Source organism: Shinella sp. H4-D48, assembly GCF_022637395.1.
Classification (GTDB): Bacteria; Pseudomonadota; Alphaproteobacteria; order Rhizobiales; family Rhizobiaceae; genus Shinella; species Shinella sedimenti.
Window position 1 is genome coordinate 2,721,170 of the sequence record NZ_CP093337.1, and the last position, 18,432, is coordinate 2,739,601.

18 protein-coding genes and 1 tRNA gene are annotated in these 18,432 nt (G+C 62.8%); 9 read left to right on the forward strand and 10 right to left on the reverse strand.

The features are described from left to right. Positions 1 to 33: 33 nt before the first annotated feature. Both MNR02_RS13445 and MNR02_RS13450 read right to left on the reverse strand, forming a co-directional pair. Complete coding sequence (locus MNR02_RS13445) at positions 34 to 2,283, reverse strand: methyl-accepting chemotaxis protein (protein ID WP_241947155.1); 2,250 nt, start codon at positions 2,281 to 2,283, stop codon at positions 34 to 36. 266 nt (positions 2,284 to 2,549) lie between these two features. After that, on the reverse strand, positions 2,550 to 2,846 hold the full coding sequence (locus tag MNR02_RS13450; RefSeq protein WP_241604926.1) for a DUF1127 domain-containing protein: 297 nt from the start codon (positions 2,844 to 2,846) through the stop codon (positions 2,550 to 2,552). Positions 2,847 to 3,121: 275 nt separating this feature from the next. On the opposite strand from MNR02_RS13450, the gene MNR02_RS13455 reads away from it, so the two are divergent. Together MNR02_RS13455 and MNR02_RS13460 are read left to right on the forward strand one after the other, a co-directional pair. After that, the gene (locus tag MNR02_RS13455; RefSeq protein WP_241604929.1) at positions 3,122 to 4,075 is read left to right on the forward strand and encodes a LysR substrate-binding domain-containing protein; all 954 of its coding nucleotides are present in this window, start codon (positions 3,122 to 3,124) and stop codon (positions 4,073 to 4,075) included. Then, positions 4,069 to 4,641, forward strand: a complete 573-nt coding sequence (locus MNR02_RS13460) for a GNAT family N-acetyltransferase (protein ID WP_241947156.1) — start codon at positions 4,069 to 4,071, stop codon at positions 4,639 to 4,641. Before MNR02_RS13455 ends, MNR02_RS13460 begins: the two co-directional genes overlap by 7 nt. A gap of 31 nt (positions 4,642 to 4,672) precedes the next feature. Here the strand turns inward: MNR02_RS13460 and MNR02_RS13465 are convergent, their stop codons facing one another. The 4 genes from MNR02_RS13465 to MNR02_RS13480 form a co-directional block, all read right to left on the reverse strand. Continuing rightward, positions 4,673 to 5,092: an MAPEG family protein gene (locus MNR02_RS13465; RefSeq protein ID WP_241604933.1), complete on the reverse strand. Its 420-nt coding sequence runs from the start codon at positions 5,090 to 5,092 to the stop codon at positions 4,673 to 4,675. A 98-nt stretch (positions 5,093 to 5,190) separates the two neighbouring features. Continuing rightward, a complete protein-coding gene (locus tag MNR02_RS13470) occupies positions 5,191 to 5,550 on the reverse strand; it encodes a hypothetical protein (RefSeq protein ID WP_371746670.1) in 360 nt (119 codons plus the stop codon). Between the two features lie 141 nt (positions 5,551 to 5,691). Beyond that, complete coding sequence (guaB, locus tag MNR02_RS13475; RefSeq protein ID WP_241604935.1) at positions 5,692 to 7,188, reverse strand: IMP dehydrogenase; 1,497 nt, start codon at positions 7,186 to 7,188, stop codon at positions 5,692 to 5,694. 181 nt (positions 7,189 to 7,369) lie between these two features. Beyond that, complete coding sequence (locus tag MNR02_RS13480) at positions 7,370 to 8,371, reverse strand: MBL fold metallo-hydrolase (RefSeq protein ID WP_241947157.1); 1,002 nt, start codon at positions 8,369 to 8,371, stop codon at positions 7,370 to 7,372. Between the two features lie 240 nt (positions 8,372 to 8,611). Between MNR02_RS13480 and MNR02_RS13485 the strand changes: the two genes are divergently transcribed. Next, complete coding sequence (locus tag MNR02_RS13485; protein ID WP_241947158.1) at positions 8,612 to 10,021, forward strand: DHA2 family efflux MFS transporter permease subunit; 1,410 nt, start codon at positions 8,612 to 8,614, stop codon at positions 10,019 to 10,021. A gap of 5 nt (positions 10,022 to 10,026) precedes the next feature. Here the strand turns inward: MNR02_RS13485 and MNR02_RS13490 are convergent, their stop codons facing one another. The 3 genes from MNR02_RS13490 to MNR02_RS13500 are packed head-to-tail and all read right to left on the reverse strand — an operon-like array spanning position 10,027 to position 12,670. Further along, on the reverse strand, positions 10,027 to 10,410 hold the full coding sequence (locus MNR02_RS13490) for a VOC family protein (protein WP_241604941.1): 384 nt from the start codon (positions 10,408 to 10,410) through the stop codon (positions 10,027 to 10,029). Beyond that, complete coding sequence (locus MNR02_RS13495) at positions 10,410 to 11,126, reverse strand: RlmE family RNA methyltransferase (protein WP_241604943.1); 717 nt, start codon at positions 11,124 to 11,126, stop codon at positions 10,410 to 10,412. The genes MNR02_RS13490 and MNR02_RS13495 overlap by 1 nt, the downstream gene beginning before the upstream one ends. Next, complete coding sequence (locus tag MNR02_RS13500; protein WP_241947159.1) at positions 11,123 to 12,670, reverse strand: Ppx/GppA phosphatase family protein; 1,548 nt, start codon at positions 12,668 to 12,670, stop codon at positions 11,123 to 11,125. The genes MNR02_RS13495 and MNR02_RS13500 overlap by 4 nt, the downstream gene beginning before the upstream one ends. Before the next feature lie 275 nt (positions 12,671 to 12,945). Between MNR02_RS13500 and MNR02_RS13505 the strand changes: the two genes are divergently transcribed. The 3 genes from MNR02_RS13505 (at position 12,946) to MNR02_RS13515 (ending at position 14,777) form a co-directional block, all read left to right on the forward strand. After that, positions 12,946 to 13,019, forward strand: a tRNA-Gln gene (locus MNR02_RS13505). A 265-nt stretch (positions 13,020 to 13,284) separates the two neighbouring features. After that, on the forward strand, positions 13,285 to 13,518 hold the full coding sequence (locus MNR02_RS13510; protein WP_371746752.1) for a helix-turn-helix domain-containing protein: 234 nt from the start codon (positions 13,285 to 13,287) through the stop codon (positions 13,516 to 13,518). Then, complete coding sequence (locus MNR02_RS13515; protein WP_241947161.1) at positions 13,515 to 14,777, forward strand: type II toxin-antitoxin system HipA family toxin; 1,263 nt, start codon at positions 13,515 to 13,517, stop codon at positions 14,775 to 14,777. The genes MNR02_RS13510 and MNR02_RS13515 overlap by 4 nt, the downstream gene beginning before the upstream one ends. 30 nt (positions 14,778 to 14,807) lie before the next feature. Here the strand turns inward: MNR02_RS13515 and MNR02_RS13520 are convergent, their stop codons facing one another. Next, a complete protein-coding gene (locus MNR02_RS13520) occupies positions 14,808 to 14,990 on the reverse strand; it encodes a hypothetical protein (RefSeq protein WP_241947162.1) in 183 nt (60 codons plus the stop codon). A gap of 269 nt (positions 14,991 to 15,259) precedes the next feature. Here MNR02_RS13520 and MNR02_RS13525 point away from each other — a divergent pair, with 269 nt between their 5' ends. The 3 genes from MNR02_RS13525 to MNR02_RS13535 all read left to right on the forward strand — a co-directional run bounded on the left by MNR02_RS13525 (position 15,260) and on the right by MNR02_RS13535 (position 18,249). After that, positions 15,260 to 15,760 (forward strand): hypothetical protein, encoded by a 501-nt coding sequence (locus MNR02_RS13525; protein ID WP_241947163.1) that lies wholly within the window; start codon positions 15,260 to 15,262, stop codon positions 15,758 to 15,760. An 85-nt stretch (positions 15,761 to 15,845) separates the two neighbouring features. Further along, positions 15,846 to 16,688 (forward strand): DUF3102 domain-containing protein, encoded by an 843-nt coding sequence (locus MNR02_RS13530; RefSeq protein ID WP_241947164.1) that lies wholly within the window; start codon positions 15,846 to 15,848, stop codon positions 16,686 to 16,688. 286 nt (positions 16,689 to 16,974) lie between these two features. Then, positions 16,975 to 18,249 carry a hypothetical protein gene (locus MNR02_RS13535; protein WP_241947165.1) on the forward strand — a complete coding sequence of 425 codons (1,275 nt, stop codon included), beginning with the start codon at positions 16,975 to 16,977 and terminating at the stop codon, positions 18,247 to 18,249. The last annotated feature ends 183 nt before the right edge of the window (positions 18,250 to 18,432 follow it).

Here is an 18,432-nt window from a genome sequence, read left to right on the forward strand (position 1 = left end):
CCCTCCCCGACGTTCACACAGCGCCTTTAAACTCTACGCCGCAGCCCGCGTCCGGGTTGCGCCGGCAGGCAGGTTGAAGCGTTCGACGATGGCGGCCAGTGCACGCGTGTCGCCGGCAAGGCCGGACATGCCGGCCGCCGTCTCGGAAACCGCCTGACGGTTCTGTGCCGTGACCTGCTCCATCTCGTTCATCGAGCGGCTGATATCGCCGAGGCTGGATGACTGCTGGTTGGCGGCGGTGGCGATCGAATGGATATGATCGCTGATGCGTGTGACCTGCTCGGCAATGCCCGAAAGGGCCGACCCGGCCTGCTGCACGAGATCCACGCCCTTGGCGACTTCGGTACCGGATTTGGTGATAAGCGCCTTGATGTCCTTGGCGGCATTGGCCGAGCGCTGGGCGAGTTCACGCACCTCCTGCGCCACGACGGCGAAACCCTTGCCGGCCTCGCCAGCGCGGGCTGCTTCCACGCCGGCGTTGAGCGCCAGCAGGTTCGTCTGGAAGGCGATTTCGTCGATGACGTTGATGATGGAAGAGATTTCGCGCGATGCGCCCTCGATCCGCTCCATGGCGGCCACCGCGTCGGTGACGACGCCGCTCGAAAGATCCGTGCTGCGCTTGGCATCCGTGGCCATGCGCGAGGCCTCGTCGGCGCGCTCGGTGGAATTGCGAATGGCCTCCATCATCTGGCCCACGGCGCCGGAGGTCCGCTCCAGTGCTGCCACCTGGCTTTCGGTGCGCTCGGCAATGTCGCGGGCAGCGGCATCGACATGCATAACCTTGCTGTCGATCGAGCGGGCGCTGGAGGAGACGGCAGCAATTGTTTCCGCAAGGCGGCGGACCGACGTGTTGAAATCGGCGCGTAATTCGTCCAGCCCGTCCGCGAACGTGCGGCCGATGACGGTTGAGAGGTCGCCGGCCGACAGGCGCTCCAGCGCCGCCCCGAGCGTCGCGACCGCTTCCTGAACCTCGCGCTGCTGGGCGGCCTTGGCCGCTTCCTGCGCCGCCTGTTCGCGGGCGGACGAGGCGCGCGCTTCGGCGGTAGACCGCTCGAGTGCGTCCTTTTCGAGCGCGGCCGTGCGGAAGACAGCAACGGAGCGGACCATGTCGCCGATCTCGTCGGCGCGGCCTTCCTTGGGCAGGTCGATCTGGGTGTTGCCGGCGGCAAGCGCCGTCATAGCCTTGACGAGCTGGTGGATGGGACGCGTCAGGGCGCGCGAGAAGATCGTGGCCGCAAGGATGGCAAGCGCGATGATGGCGGCGGTGACACCGAGCACGATGAGCGTTCCGCGCATCAGGCCGGCGGTCGCCTCCGCCCGGCTGATCTTCGCCACCACCGACCATTCGGCACTGCCGAAGGACAGCGGCGCGGCAGCGGCAAACAGTTCGGTGCCGGCCGCATCGGAGATCGTGCCATGGGTTTCACTGCCGACGGGCAGGTTCGCCATGTCGAGACGCACCTTCAGTGCATCGTATTCGGGCGTGCGGGGCGCATCCGTGAGCACTGTACCGTCAGCGCGAACGAGTACCGTTTCCCCTGTTTCGCCGAGGCCCTTGCTGTTGGCGAAGATCGTGTCGAGCTTGGCGTTGGGCACGCGGATCGCCATGATGCCGAGCGTGCGGCCATTCATGGTGATGGGCGCTGCCAGAAACGATGCCGGCGCGCCGCCGAGGGCCGCATATTCGGCGAAGTCGGAAAAGACGGCCGACCCCGGCTCCTTCAGCGCCATGGCCTGCGTGAAGGCTCTTGCGAGGCCGCTGTTCTTGAAGGGACCGTCAACGAGGTTTGTACCGAAATCCTCGGCCTTGGCCACAGAATAGAGCACGTTGCCCTTGGGGTCGATCATGTAGATATCCGCGTAGCCGAGCGATTCGAGATGCTTGCGGAAAGTCGCGTGATACTGCTTGTGCGAGCGGTCGAAATTATCCTTCTTGGCGGTATCGAGAAGATAGCGCTGGGAAGGCGGGTTCGGATTGTCCGTGATGTAGCGTTTGTGCAGTTCCTTCGAAGGCTCCGTGCCAAGTGCGCTCCACGCGCCGGCAAACCCGTAGAAGGCCTGCGTGGTCGGCATGGCGCTGGACATGCTGATGAGATCGAGCTTCATGCCTTCAAGATAGGCGCGGGCTTCATTGCGCCGGCCGTCCGCCGTCGCCTCCAGCTTCTGCATGACCTGGTCCGTCACCGTCTCGGCGCTGACGATGAGCGAGACCGCGCTTGCGGCGCCGATGGAAAGCAGCGTGAGCACGGCTGCGGCCAGGGGCAGTTTCCGGGAAATCCGCATTACGATCCGTCCAATAGAAAACGAGGCGGTGACCCGGTTCATCCGGAAGGCAGGCGGCATCATGCCCGTGGAGCGCTCCACGACTGCCGCGAAAACGGTAACCAAGTGTGGTTTACGTCAGGTAAAGCCAATTGCAGGCCGGCGGTATGAAAAAGCCCGGCGCGAACCTTGGGAGTTGCACGCCGGGCAAGCAGCAGGGTTATTGGCTCTCACCCTGCGGGGAAGTCTGGCGTCGCCCTCGCGATAAAGGGCGTGGCCGGGAGAAATCAGTCCGATCGACCGGCGCGCAGGTGGCGGCGGGCGCGTTCGCGCGAGGCAAGCGTCAGATGAAGGCCGGCATCGGAGAAGAACGAAGCGGCCCGTACCGCACTCACATCGCTGCGGCGCAGCCCCATATCCAGGAGCTGGTGATCCTCGAGTTCGTTGAGCCGGTTGACCATGCGGCGATTGCGCCAGGCGCGGAAAAATCCGGATGCAACGGTACGGACACTTGCCACGAAGGTCGAAGCCGGACGGCGTGCTGCTCTCGTCTCTATTTCAAAATTACGGTCGATCATGCGCATGGCACTTCTCCTTTCCGGCGCAGCGTTCCATCGTCTTCGATGGGGTTTCGCAGGACGCCAATGATCGTTCGCCATCCGCAGGGATCGGACGGCGGTTCAGGGTCTCGGTCTCATCAGGAACGCCCGCGGGAGGTCGAAGCGAGCGGCATATCCTGCCGAACGAAGGCCCGGCGGACGGAGCAATCGTTCAACAATTGCTTTTTCGCAGAATCCCATTGATCAGTCCAACGAATGTTTCTAATAGTATCAATCAAACAATCTGATGAGTAAGACCCATGTCCGCTCCGCTCGACATTGACCAGTTGCAGACCTTCGTCTCGATTGCAGACACCGGCAGCTTCACGCGCGCCGCCGAGCGGGTGTTCAAGACCCAGTCGGCCGTTTCCATGCAGATGCGTCGCCTCGAGGAGCGCATCGGCAAGCAGCTCTTCATGAAGGACGGCCGCGGCAACCGGCTGACGGCAGAGGGCGAGCGCCTGCTCAACTACGCCCGGCGCATGCTGCGCCTCAACAACGAGGCCATCGCCGCCTTCGACGACAACCGGCTCGAAGGCATGCTGCGCATCGGCACGCCGGACGACTATGCCGACCGCTACATGCCCGAGATCATCATGCGGTTCGCCAAGACGCATCCGAATGTCGAGCTCTACATCGTCTGCGAGCCCTCGGTGGATCTGGCCGAGAAGATGGCGAAGGGCGAACTCGATATCGCGCTCGTCACCCACAACCCGCGCCAGCGCCACTCCGATGTCGTGCGGACAGAGCCGCTCTGCTGGGTCATGTCGGCGAACCATCCGCTGCCGGAAAACGCACCAGTGCCGCTAGCCGTGGGCCGGCGCGACTGCCAGTGGCGGCAGATCGCCTGCGGGGCGCTGGATTCGGTGGGGCGTGATTATCAGGTCCTGTTCACGAGCTGGTCTTCGACTGTCGTCGCCGCCGCCGTCATGGCCGGCATGGCGGTGTCCGTTCTGCCGGAATCGGCATTGCGACCCGGCATGAAGGTGCTGACGCAGGCCGACGGCTTTCCGTCTCTGGCGCCGGTCCAGATCGGCATCATGCGCCGGCCGGGCCTGTCGCCGTCTCTTTCCAACGCTATTACCAGCCATATTACCGCCTGCCTCGACAACATCACGCCGCTGGCGGCTGCCGACGACCTCACGGATGCCGAAGTCAAAGTGTTTCCGCGCCTTCCGCGGCATCGGCCGGGGCAGATCCTGCCCGGATGGTAACGCAGCTCCCGCTTGACGGCGCCCCTCTCGTCAAGAACGGGCCGACCGGTGTAACAATCCGGCTGGCCCGCAACGACGAGGCGGAAACGCTCTGCCAGATCGAACGGTCGGCCGCGCAGGCCTTCCGGCTGATCGAGGCTTTCTCATGGCTGTCGGTCGGCGATGTGCAGAGTGCCGAAACGCATCGCAGGCTAACCGCCGCCGGCACCAACTGGGTGGCGGCGGACGGCAGCGGCCGACCGCTCGGCTTCCTGAGCGCGGAAGTCGCCGACAAGGACCTTCATATCTGCGAGATATCGGTGAGCCATCTTCACCAGGGCTTCGGCCTCGGCCGCAAGCTGATCGAACACGCCATCGAAAATGCCGCCGCGCGCGGCCTCGAGGCGGTGACGCTCACGACCTTCCGCACCATTCCGTGGAACTGCCCGTTCTACGAGCGGCTCGGCTTCCGCATTCTGGAGGACGGCGAACTCTCCCCGCGCCTCAACGACCTTATGGACCGCGAGGATGGCGACGGGCTTTCGCGCGACACGCGATGCGCGATGCGGCTGGATGTGAACGCCTGAAAATGCGGCGCTGTTACCGGCGCCGCCTGAGTCAGGTGAAGGCGAGCCAGACACCGAGCCAGGCCCAAAGAGCCATCAGCACGAAAAAACCGGCAATGAACAGCGGCCGACGATAGCGCAGGCGGTTGTTCGTGACATGCACCCAGGCATGGGCATAGCGCAGGACTACGAAGAGCCAGCCGCCGGCAACCGTCACCGGATTGTCGGCATCGACCAGGTAGAGAAGAATGCTGACCGCGTAGAAGAGGACCGGCAACTCGAACTGGTTGGCAATAGCGTTCCTGACGGTGAGGCTTTCGGCCGGCTCTTCCCGGTTCTCGCGGAACTGCTCTGCTCGGGCCGTACCGCTGCGGACAGCCCGTATGCGCCGCGCGGAAAGCAGGAAATATAATGCGAAGACGAGCGCTACATGCGCGATCATCGGCCAGATCGTGGCTTCCGTGGGAGACATGAAAATCCTTCGGCTTGTCGTTTCGTCCCGCGTTCATAGGCGGTTATGGCCAAGGCCTCAACCCGCAGCGGTGGATCCGACAAGCCGAAGGCATCGTCTTACTGGGGTGTCAGCTTTTCCGAACCGGACCCGTCCTTGCCGCTGATCGTCCAGGCGCCTTCGAGCGAACCGTCGGCCTTCACCTGGTAGACGATGAGCCCGACCGCGTCTTGCAACACATAAGCGGCGGCAAATGCGTTGTCGTAGAGCATGCAGATGCCGTTCGAAGTGACGGCACCGGTGTTCCATTCGATGGCGCACGTCGTCTCGCTCGTCAGCGTGATCGTTGCCGTGCCGTTATAAGCCGAGCCGTCGAGGTTCGTGCCCTCGACGTTGTAAGTGCCGGCATTAACGGTCTGCGCTTGAACGGGCGCAACCAGCGCAAGCCCGAAAAGCACGCCAGCCAGAATAGTTTTCATGATGTCCCCCGGATAACGGCGAAATTGCCGCTATTTCACTCTATGCACATACTCGCAGGAACGAAATGGGAGAGCGGGCGTCCAAACACGAAAATGCCCGGCAAAGCCGGGCATTTTATTCTGTCACCTGAGCGTGCGGGATCAGACGGCGCCCGGGTAGTTCGGGCTTTCGCGGGTGATCGTCACGTCATGCGCGTGGCTTTCGCGCAGGCCCGCACCCGAGATGCGCACGAAGGTCGCGCGCTCCTGATATTCCTTCAGGTCCTTGCCGCCGACATAGCCCATGGAAGCCTTCAGGCCACCGGCGAGCTGGTGCAGCACGCCCGAGACCGGGCCCTTGTAGGGCACCTGGCCTTCGATGCCCTCGGGCACCAGCTTCAGCGTATCGCGCACTTCCGCCTGGAAGTAGCGGTCCGCCGAGCCGCGCGCCATGGCGCCGACCGAGCCCATGCCGCGATAAGCCTTGAAGGAGCGGCCCTGGTAAAGGAACACTTCGCCCGGGCTTTCATCCGTGCCGGCCAGCAGCGAGCCGACCATGACGGCGGAGGCGCCGGCGGCGATAGCCTTGGCAAGGTCGCCGGAGAACTTGATGCCGCCATCGGCAATGACCGGGATACCGGCTGCCTGCGCGGCCTCGACCGAGGACATGATGGCCGCGAGCTGCGGTACGCCGACGCCGGCGACGATGCGCGTGGTGCAGATCGAGCCCGGGCCGATACCGACCTTGACGGCATCCGCGCCGACATCGATCAGCGCCTTGGTGCCGTCGGCGGTCGCGACATTGCCGGCCATGATGCGTACGGAATTGGAGAGCTTCTTGACACGGCCAACGGCGTCGAGAACGCGTTGCGAGTGGCCGTGGGCGGTATCGACGACGATGAGGTCGATGCCGGCATCGATCAGCCGCTCGGCGCGTTCGAAGCCATCATCGCCGACGGAAATGGCGGCGGCGGCGCGCAGGCGGCCCTGCGAGTCCTTCGAGGCATTCGGGTTGAGCTGCGACTTTTCCATGTCCTTGACGGTGATGAGGCCGACGCAGCGGCCATCGCCATCGATCACAAGCAGCTTCTCGATGCGATGGCGGTGCAGGAGGCGCTTGGCTTCCTGCTGGTCGACCGTTTCCTTGACCGTGATGAGGTTTTCACGGGTCATCAGCTCGTAGATCTTCTGTGCCGGATCGGAAGCGAAGCGCACGTCGCGGTTCGTCAGGATGCCGACGAGGCGTCCGGCCTTGCCGTTGCCGCCGTTCTCGACGACCGGGATGCCGGAAATACCGTGCGTCTTCATCAGCGAAAGCGCCTCGGCCAGCGTGGCATCTGGGCCGATCGTGACCGGATTGACGACCATTCCGCTTTCAAACTTCTTGACCTGGCGGACTTCCTCGGCCTGCTCGGCAGGCGTGAGGTTGCGGTGGATGACACCGAGGCCACCGGCCTGCGCCATGGCAATGGCGAGACGGCTTTCCGTGACGGTATCCATCGCGGAGGAGAGGATGGGCAGGTTGAGATCGAAATCGTGAGCAATGCGGGTGGCGATGTTCGTCTGACCCGGCATGACCTCGGAGTGACCGGGTTGCAGGAGAACGTCGTCGAAGGTCAGGGCTTCGAGACCGGTTGCCGTTTCAATGATGCGCGCCATGGGCCAAGTTCCTTCAGGGTAAAGCTTACGCACCAAGGTGAACATTGGGAGTTGTCCGCCTCGGTCGCTTGCAAGAAATTCTTGGAAGTTGGCGAGGGCTGGTAACACGTTCATGACGGATTGCAAATAGCAAAATGCCCGGAATCGCTTCCGGGCATTGCGCGCATCCCGAAGGTGTCGCTCAGATGTCGAACTGGTAGCTCGCCGGTACGAAGCGATAGCCCTCGCTCGCAGTGTCCACGAAGCCGACGGCCGGAAACGGCATGTGGTAGCCGATGAAGGGAAGCCGGTCGGTCGCGATCATATCGAAGACCTTCTTGCGGGTCGCCGCCGCTGCCGCCTTGTCCATGTCGAAGCGGACCTCCCAGGTCGGCCGCTGCAGCGAAAGCACATAATGGTTGGCCGTGTCGGCGGTGAGCATCAGCGCCTTGCCTTCCGATTCGACGCGGAAGATCATGTGGCCCGGCGAATGGCCGAAGGCATCGAGGCCGGTGATCCCGGGCACGACCTCGCCCTCGTTTTCGATGAAGGTGAGCTTTTCGGCCAGAGGCTGCACCTTGGCAAGCACGCCCTGATGGCCCTGTTCGGCCGGCGTGCCCATCCGCTCCGGATTGACCCAGAAATCGTATTCGGTGCGGCCCGTGACATAGCGAGCGTTGGGGAATGCCGGCTTACCGCCCTCCATAAGCCCGCCGATATGGTCGCCGTGCATGTGGGTGATGACGACGACCGATACCTGGTCAGGCGTGTAGCCTGCATATTTCAGGCCCTCGATAAGGCGGCCCATGCCGGCCTCGCGCCCGCCCTCGCCCATGCCGGTGTCGAAGAGCACCACCTCGGAGCCGGTATCCACCAGCGCCGGGGTGAAGCTGTTGACGAAGCTGTCGGCGGGCAGGAAGTTTTCGGTGAGCAGCTTGCCGACCGCGTCGGCCGACTGATCGGTGCCAAAAGTCTCGTTGGGTGCGCCGGAGGAACGTATCCCGTCGCGCACCGTCAGGATACGGAAGCTGCCGAGCTTAAGGCTGCGCGCCTGGAGCGGGCTCACACGCATGTCGGTCGCCTCTTCTGCGGTCTGGGTCTGTGCGATTGCAGCTGCCCGGCCGAGCAGCACGGGCGCGGCAAGCGTACCCACACCTGCGGCCAGGAAAAGCGTCCGGCGCGAGATGGTCGAAGGATTTCCCATGGTTGTTCCTCTTTCATGCATGAAGGGGCTGGGCAAGAATGCCATGGGCGGAAAGTAGGGCGCTCACACATTGCGGTCCCGTCCTATCACGCGCTTGTGATGCCCAAACGCCGCAGCTCACAGTTTGACAGAACGCAGTACGAGGCGCAGATATTGCCGAATGTTTCGGCCTGCAGCTGCATATGCCAAGCCGCAGCCCTGCCCTCCGGGTCCGCCCGGGACCTCGCACGCGACATGCCGATGAACCGTATCGTTCCGCTTATCCTTGCCGTCGCGCTCTTCATGGAGCAGATGGATTCCACCGTCATCTCCACCTCGCTGCCGGCCATCGCCGCCGATCTCGGCGTGGGGCCGATCACGCTCAAGCTCGCGCTCACCGCCTATATGGTGTCGCTTGCGACCTTCATTCCCCTGAGCGGGTGGATGGCGGACCGGTTCGGGGCCAAGCGCGTCTTCCGTCTGGCGATCCTGGTGTTCGTTGCAGGCTCCATCTTCTGCGCGATGTCCGGCAGCCTGCTGTCCTTCGTGGTCGCGCGCTTCCTTCAGGGCATGGGCGGGGCGATGATGACGCCGGTGGCGCGCCTCGTTCTGGTGCGCAGCACATCGCGCTCCGAACTGGTCTCGGCCATGGCGCTGCTCACCATCCCCGCGCTGGTGGGGCCGCTTGCCGGCCCGCCGCTCGGTGGCTTCATTACCACCTATTTCACCTGGCACTGGATCTTCCTGATCAACCTGCCGGTCGGCATCGTCGGCTATGTGCTTTCGGGCATCTATCTGCCGGAGACCGAGGCGACACCGCCGCCGCCGCTCGACTGGATCGGCTTCCTGCTCAGCGCCGTCGCGGCATCCGGCACGATCTTCGGCCTTTCCGTGGTCAGCCTGCCCGCCCTGCCGCCCGTCATCGGCATCGCCGCCACCATCGCCGGCATCGTCTGCGGCGTGCTCTATGTGCGCCATGCGCGCCATCATCCCGCGCCGTTGCTCGACCTCAGGCTCTTCCGCGATAGCGCGTTTCGCGCCGCCGCCATTGGGGGTACGCTGTTTCGCATCTCCGTCGGCGCGGTGCCCTTCCTCATGCCGCTGATGCTTCAGGTGGGGTTCGGGCTCACGCCCTTCGAATCCGGCCTCGTCACCTTCACCGGGGCGATCGGCGCGATCACCACCAAGTTCATGGCAAAGCGCGTGCTGGTCTATGCCGGTTTCCGCACGACGCTCATCGTCGCCAGCCTCTGCGGCGCGGCGCTGACCTTCGCCAACGGGCTGTTCACGCCGGCCACCCCGTTCTGGTTCATGGCCGGCGTTCTGCTCATCGCCGGGCTCGCCCGCTCGCTGTTCTTCACCAGCGTCAATGCGCTCTCCTTCGCCGACATCGCCGATGCGGACGCGAGCAAGGCCACGTCGATGAGCGCGGTCATCCAGCAGATCAGCCTCGCCATGGGCGTGGCGGTAGCCGGCGCCATTCTGGAAACAGAGACGACACTCACCGGCTCGCCGCTCGAACTTGGCGACTTCCAGATTGCCTTCATGATCATTGCCGGGCTGACGCTGCTGGCTGCCCTGCCCTTTATCTCCATGGCGAAGAATGCCGGCGAATCGGTTTCAGGCCACAAGCTGAAAGCGGCGGAAGAGGAAACGGTTGGCGTGAAGTAGGCCGCTCAGACAGGCTTTTCGCAGACGGCAACGAGCTTGTTGCCGTCAGGGTCGCGCACGAAGGCCGCATAGAAGCTGGCATGGAACGGCCGAAGGCCCGGTGCGCCCTCGTCCACGCCGCCCTGAGCAAGCGCCGCCGCATGGAAGGCATCCACCGAGGCCCGGTCCGGCGCCTCGAATGCGATTGTGGCGCCGTTGCCATAGGTTGCCGGTTCACGGTTGAACGGCTCCACCACCCAGAAACGGCAGCGCACATCGCCATCCGCCGCATAGCCGATCTCGCCCGGTGCCTGCTTCTGCCTGCCATAGCCGATGAGCGGCAGGATGGCATCGTAGAAACGGCCGGCCCGCTCAAGATCGTTCGTGCCGACGGTGGTGTAGAGCAGCATCAGGCGTCCGCTTCGGCCGCATCGGTTGTTTCGGACGCCTTGCGGCCCTTGAAGCCCTTGGCGAGCAGGAACATCTCCACCGATTCGGCGCGGGAAGCCCCAGGCTTTACATGGATAACCTGCCGGAAATTCTGCTTGAGCATGTTGAGCAGGTCGCGCTCCGTGCCACCCTGGAACGTCTTGGCGAGGAAGTGACCGCCCTCTGCCAGCACCTCGACGGCGAAATAGGCCGCGACTTCGCAAAGATGCATGGTGCGCAGATGGTCCGTCTGGCGATGGCCGGTCGTTGGAGCGGCCATGTCTGAAATGACGAGATTCGGCGTGCCGCCGACCGCCTCGATAAGCTGCCGCGGGGCATCGGGATCGAGAAAGTCCATTTGCAGGATGCGCACGCCCGGCAGCGGGTCCATCTCCAGGAAGTCGATTGCCGCGACGCGCGGATCGGCATCGGTGGAATTCGTCACCTTGGCGGCGATCTGCGACCAGCTGCCAGGCGCTGCGCCAAGGTCGATGATGCGCCGGGCGCCACCGAGAATGTTGTGCTTTTCGTCGATCTCCAACAGCTTGAAGGCCGCGCGGGCGCGATAACCCTCCAGCTTGGCGCGCTGCACATAGGGATCGTTGATATGGCGCTCCAGCCAGCGCCGCGAAGAGGCTTTCAGCTTGCCCTTCTTGACCTTCTGGCCGATTTTTCGGCCGATAGGGGGCTTGGTCATGATGCCTGTCCTTCGGGCTTTGCCGGGTTGCGCGGGCCGGCGCGGTGATTGCGGCGATGGCGGCCGCGGCGCCAGACGCCGTCATCGGCCATCATGTCGGTGAGCAGGCCTTCCCGCAAGCCGCGGTCGGCCACGCGCATGCGACGCGAAGGCCAGCGCTTGCGGATCGCCTCGAGGATCGCGCAACCGGCGAGAACGAGATCGGCCCTGTCAGGCCCGATGCAGGGGTTGGCGGCGCGGGCGTTGAAATCCCAGGACAGCAGCCGCGCCTGCATGGCTGAGACCTCGTCGTCCGAGAGCCAAACGCCATCCACACGGCGGCGATCGTAACGCGGCAGATCGAGGTGCACGCCGGCCAGCGTTGTTACGGTGCCCGAGGTGCCGATGAGATGGAAATCCTCCGGCGCATGCACGATATCGCCGGGGCAATCGAAATTCGCCAGCATGCCCTCGACCTCCGAGACCATGCCCTGGAAGCTTTCCGGCGTCACATCCCGCCCGCCATGACGCTCGGAGAGGGTGACGACACCGACGGGCAGCGAGGTCCAGTGGGTGATGTGGTTGGCAAGCCGGCTCGACCGGTTGTCGCCGATGCGGATGACGGCGATTTCCGACGAACCGCCGCCGATATCGAAGAGTACGACGGACTTCGCTTCCCGCCCGACGAGCGACGAGCAGCCAGACACGGCAAGCCGCGCTTCGGTCTCGCGGTTAATGATTTCAAGATCGAGGCCGGTTTCTTCCTTCACCCGGACGAGGAAGGCCTCGCCGTTTTCGGCCGAACGGCATGCTTCCGTGGCGATGAGGCGCGCGCGGCGGATGTTGCGGCTCTTCAGCTTGGCGGCGCAGACCTTGAGCGCCTCGACGGAGCGATCCATCGCCTCTTCGGAAAGCCGGCCGCTCGCGCCCAGCCCTTCCCCGAGCCGCACGATGCGCGAGAAGGCATCGACGACGCGGAACTGCCCGGGCCGCGTGGGCTGGGCAATGAGAAGCCGGCAATTGTTGGTGCCGAGGTCGAGGGCCGCATAAAGCGGCATCTCGAAGCCGTCACGCTCGCCGCCACGGGTTGCAAAAGCCGTATCGCGCCGCGGCTCGTGCGTGGTGGCAGGGCGTTGCTCGATGAAGGCTTGCGCGGCCGGCTGCGCGACGGCGCTATCGGAAACGGGCTGAGAGACGCGCGCGGACGCCTTCTTTCCACGGTTCTTGCGACGGTTGCGCCGGCCCTCGGCATGGCGCTGGTCGGGATCCGGCGATTCGCTCTGTCCTACCGGGACAAGCGGGCGCACATTTGCGCCGCCGGCGACCTTGCCGTGCCTGCGGCGCTTGTTGCGGCGCGCATTGCTGCTGCCACCGGGGGCGGACTGGGGGCGCTCGGCGGATCCGGTCGAACCGTCCACCTGGCCTGCGGACAGGGAAGCGACAGAGGGAGCTGTCGCGCCCTTCTGCTTTCCCTTTCGACGGCGCGACCGCTTCGGTCGCCCCGCTTCTCCCGCAACTCGCGCCCCGGAAACGGACGGCTTTTCGCCGCTGTCGGGGTCGTTCACGTTACTGCCTATGGCGCCGCGCAAAGCCTTGAAGCTGCAAGCAGGCGCTCTCTCGATCTTCGTTGGGTCGACATTACCAGCGCCCGCCCCGTTCGCCAAATTCTTTTTGTGACGCCACGACGACAGCCCGGCCGATCATGCGCGCGACAGCGCGCGCCCATCGTCCATGCCCCGACAGCACGAACGCGATTTTCCCGAAAAAACCATTTGCATCTCGCCATCTTTTGTTTATAAGCCCGCCTCACAGGCGCCGGCCAAGCCGGCAACAGCCACGCTGGGGAATAGTTCAACGGTAGAACGACGGACTCTGACTCCGTTAATCTTGGTTCGAATCCAGGTTCCCCAGCCAATCTCTCTTTTTTCATATTTTTCAGACACTTAGACGGCCGACGCCAAAGTCAACCGGAACAGTTTTCCGAACCACTTTTCCGGATCACGCTGACCTGAAGCCATTGGCTGGACAATCGCTCCGACAGCATCTCCATGTCCCCCACTTCCGAGAGTCCCGATCGGGTTCATCAAGGTCCCCGCCCGTTGATTCTTGCGACGATCGTCCCGCTCGGTTCTTTTTCGTGCAATCACTCGACAATTATGCTTCAATCGTCCCGAAAGGGATGAATCACATGGCGACGGTCTCTGATAGCGTAGCACTCGGCCAGCTGATCCGCGCCGAGCGAAAACGTCAGCAACTGACTCAGGAACAACTTGCCGGCGTCGCAGGCGTGGGCGTGCGGTTCGTGCGCGAGCTGGAGAGCGGCAAGGAAAGCTGTCGGGTCGGACTTGCTCTGACCGTCCTGCAGACGCTTGGCTTGACCGTGAGCATCACCTCTCGCGGTGCCTCCTCATGAGCCGCGTGCTGGACGTCTTCCTCAAAGACCGCAAGGCCGGCGAGCTCAAGCAGGACAGCGACGCCTCGCTCACCTTCGCTTACGACGGCGACTACCTCGCCAGTGATCCAATCGCTTTGTCAGTCTCCCTACCGGTGAGGGAAGAACCTTTTGCCGATCGCGTCGCACGTCCATTCTTCTCCGGTCTCCTGCCTGATGAAGGCGCTCGACGTCGATTGGCTGCGGCACTGGGCATATCCTCGGGTAACGCGTTCGGGCTGCTCGAGGTTATCGGCGGGGAATGTGCGGGCGCCTTGTCGCTTGTTCCGCCAGGACAGTTCCCACCGGCCTCGACGACAGACGATGCCGAGGCACTCGATGAGCAGCTCCTCGAAGGGATCCTCTCTTTGCTCAGACAGAGGCCCCTGCTCGGCGGAGAAGGTGACGTGCGCCTTTCGCTTGCCGGCGCCCAGGACAAGCTGGCCGTGACCGTCATCAACGGCCACATATTGCTGCCCCGGGGCGGGCGGCCGACGACGCACATCCTCAAACCCTTCATCGAGGGCCTTGATGGCACGGTGGAGAACGAAGTGTTCTGCATGAGCCTGGGACGCCGTCTCGGCCTCGATGTCCCCGCTGTGTCGAAGGGCACGGCTGGCAAGGTCGATTACTTCCTGGTCGAGCGCTACGATCGCCTGACGCTTGAAGACGGGCGGATCGAGCGGCTGCACCAGGAAGACTTCTGCCAGGCGCTGAGCGTGCCCCCCGAGCTCAAGTATGAGGAAGAAGGAGGCCCCGGCATCAGTCAGTGCCTCCAGCTGATCCGGCAAACGACGGCCAAGCCCGCGGCCGAGACATTGCGCTTCCAGCGAATGCTGATGTTCCACTACCTGATTGGCAATGCTGACGCCCATGCCAAGAACTACGCGCTGCTCTATCGTGGGAAAGCGCCGGACCTGGCACCGATGTATGATGCCATCTGCACGGCTGCCTATCCACGACTGTCAAAGAAGATGGCGATGGCACTCGGCGGCAGGTCACTACCAGACACGATCCAGATGGAGCACTGGGCATCGCTCGTGCCGTCCAACAAGGCCGCGACGCGCATGCTGGCCGGCGAGTTGGTCCGCATGGCGGACGCGATCGGGCTGGAAGCCGACGGGCTGATGGACGAGATGTCCGAGAACGGCACCTACCATCCGATATTAAAGACCGTCCGGAAAATAATCGACACCAGATGTGCCCTGATGCGAAGGGCGGTGGAAAAGCCGAGCTTGTAGGCGCCATAGCTTCCTCGCAGGAAGGACAGCTTACCGTTCTACGTCGGTCTTGTTCGCCGGATCCTGAGCAGCGTCCTCATCAGCGTCGGACTGCCTAAGCGCTTCCATGAGCGCCCCATGGCGCTCATACTCTCTGCTCACGAGGTCGCCGGCGTCCAGCGGCTTATAACCTGGCCTCGCTCGGCGAATGGGCTTTTCGCTGTTGTCGATCATCGTCCTCACCCTCGGGGTAAGCGTATGGGAGCAGCTCCGTCCCGTCCGCGCAGCTCATCCTATCACATTACCCAACATAGTCAGCCGTCTCGAGGCGGGGAACGGCAGCGATCCTAGGGATCGACCGGCGGACGCGTGGGAATAACAAAGCAACGACATCTCCGTGCTGGCCCCGGCCATTGCCTCCTGCCCTCTAAGGTTGGACATGCAATTGGACTTGAGATGTCCAAAACGTTTGGACATTGTCCGTCCAACGAAAGGAGACGGACATGCGAAAAAGCTGGGCCGAATACAAGCGAGAGGCACGGAAGCGGGAACGAGACAGGCAATCGGCGCAGGAGCGATCGCTGAATTCCTCGGTGTTTAAGAAGGCGTTTTCCGATTTCTGCCGGGAGGACAAGCGCACCGGATTCGGAAGCCACTTCCTTGTTCTCGGCAGCACATGGTGGGATTTTAGCCAGGACGATGGCATCGAGCCGCTGGATCCATCTGAGATCGATGAAGACGACCAGGCCGCAGCCTTCAATTCCCTTGGCAAAGCTGAGCTGGTCCTCAGCCTGCTGGAGGACGTGGTCGAGACGCTGGCTCACGACATCTCTGATTTCAAGCGGAGCGAAATCGAAGCCCGGATCGAGGAGGTCAAGAAGTCCGGCCTCACTGGTTCGAACTCAAAGCAAGCATTGGATGAGTTGGAGCGCCTGAAAAAGATGCGCCACAACCTGAACAAGCGCGTCAGACGATCCCGCCCGCAGACCAGGGCAGCAGACTAAATCGCCAATCTCAACCACGCAACCAGAGCGCCAAACCCGCAACTATTGCGGTTTTGCGTCGAACAAATATTCAAGGAGTTACTCGATGGCTTATGTTTCCAAGTTGAATGATGAAGAGCTGACTGATCTCGACCTGTCTAAAACGATCGCAGCAGCTCCTGCAGAGCAATCGTCCGTGCCTGCCACCAACGTCGTGGCACTACCTGCGCCGAAGCCTAAAGCTGCCGAGGTCCGTTCCTTTGACTATGCAGGTCTGTCTGCCGCAGCTGCAAAGGAAGCGGAAGCAGCTGCCAAACGGATCCGTCATCGTCTCAGTGTGCATTCCATCGAAATTGGCAAGGACCTGCTGGGCATCAAAAAGGTGCTCAAGCACGGGAAATTCGGCAAGTGGCTGGAATTCCATTTCGGCTGGAAGGAACGGACCGCCCAGAATTACATGAACTCAGCGATTGCTTTTGGCTCTACGCCCCAGGTCATTGATTTGCTGCCCCCGTCAACGGTTTATAAGCTTGCGGCAAAGAGCACGCCGGACGCGATCAGGCAGTCGGTAATTGACGAGATCAAGCGGGGCGAAAAACCCGACCCCAAGCAGATCGAGAAGAAGATTGCAGCTACCAAGAACGCGGCGCCACAGAAGGCTGTCGCGGCTCAGAAGATGGCACTCGACGGCTCCCAGAAGCCGTCCAATGACCTCCCGGATGACGTGTTAGCTTCGCTGGACCGAGCCTTAGCGGCTGAAGAGCCGGAAACGGTAGGCCAGCACGTCGACGGTTCTCGGGCGCCGTGTGTCGCGGAGAAACCGGAGCTTCGAGCCACTGCCATCGTGGAGCACCTCAAGAAGCGTTTCAGGAACAAGTTCCCGCCTCTGCGCGACGCCATTCTGGAAACCGAATGGGCGGCCCTGAAGAAGGCGCTGCAGGACGCATAGGGCGACCGGGATTTGAAGGTGCCAGGCTATGCCGCTGACGAGTTCAGCGGTTAGCTTGGGCCTCACCGGCCCGGCCCGTGTCAACGCCTCTCCAATCGACCTAGCAGGCCACAGGCGCGCTCCAGACACCTGAACAGCAAGTTGTTAGCGCCCGCCGTCGGCGCCGCTATCCGGGCTTCCTGAGCCGGCGAGGCTAACCCACTTATCCAGCAGCTTGAGCCACACGCCCGGGCACCATTGAGATGGTCCCCGATCGGACAACCGCGCACATGTTGAAGAGAACAGAATGACCGCACCTCAGCCGTTACTGACCGTCCCACTGTTTGCCAGGAAAGTGCCGGCGATCGTAGGTCACCTCACCTATTCACGGGTAGGACTCCCCAACGCACAGAAGCGCCTGGCCGGGCGATACGCTCTTTGCCCTGACATTGACCTCGGCAGGTTCAAGATCCGGGCGGTCATCGATTGGCTTGCCGTAAGCGTGTTCTTGAAGAGGGCGACCCAGTTCCAATGGCTCCAGTCGGAGATAGCCGGAATTCTTGGTCGAACTCCATTCGTCAAGAACCGGCTCGGCAAGCCGAACGATTCATCCGATAGCTTTGAAGTAAGGTTCCAGGAACCTGAGATGGGAGCCGTCCTGAAAGCCATGGCCGCAATCGAGGCGAGGTATGGGATGGAGAGGGCGCCCGTCGTGAGTAGCGTCGAGATCAGCGTCGATTTCACGCCGAGGGTTCCCGGCGACTTGGAACGCGCGAAGATCGCCCGCGTGCTGATGAACCATCTCCTGGTCGAACAGGATGTGATCACGAACATTCGAGACCGCCCGAGGACGGTGTGGGGGCGCGACCAGCGTAGCGTTGCCCGGCTCATTTACGACTCGAAACACCTTACCGCGGAGGAGAATACGCGCTTCCTGATCGAGACAGAGCGAGATCGCGCGCCATTTACGGATGGGACGCTAGAGATTGGTGCGAAGGAAGGGACCGTGCGCTGGCGTGTGATGGACAAGGTCATCGACCGGCAAAACGTCCGCGCCGGAACGTGCGTCGTGCTGGATGAGGCAGAGAAGCGTGCCAGGATCGAGGTTACTCTCGCCCAGCCGGAGGTAGAAGCCCTCGGCATCACGGCCCTCAGCGACCTCAAGCACCTGAACTTCACGCGCCTGCAGGGACGGTATTTCCGGTTCTTCTTCCCGACCTTTACTGGAGACGCCGCCCTGGATCCGGGAAGGAAATCAGCACTCCAACTTTGGCAGGATCGTCAACGCGCGATCAAGTTCGGCAAGAGCGGAGGACTGAGCTTGAAAGCGATGGATCGAGCACTCGCTGAGCAACAGGCCGGGATCAAGCGACACGCCCTGCGGGATCTTCATCGGCGAGGACTACGCCTACCAGCAGCTAACAGGCCCGGGCGCGGGCCCGCGGGTTCGTTCGTGGCCTTTGAGGAGCTGAACAATCGCACGAGGACAGCACTCCGTAATCTCGGAAAGAGGATTGTCGCTGGCTTTGAATGTCAGGTGGAAGGGGAAGTAGGAGCTGCAGAGGGGGGACAGGAAGGATGAGAAGGTCCTAATAGAAGTTACTAGGCAACTGTCGTCACGGATTCTCCAGAACTCAGCCAAGACCGGCAGATCGGACGACGTTCCGACGGCTTCCGGCGAGAACTCAGTCAGAAAAACTGAGAGTTTCTAGTTCGCTCGCTATCTGACTGGCAACAACCAGGCCCCTTGATCAACTTTACAACG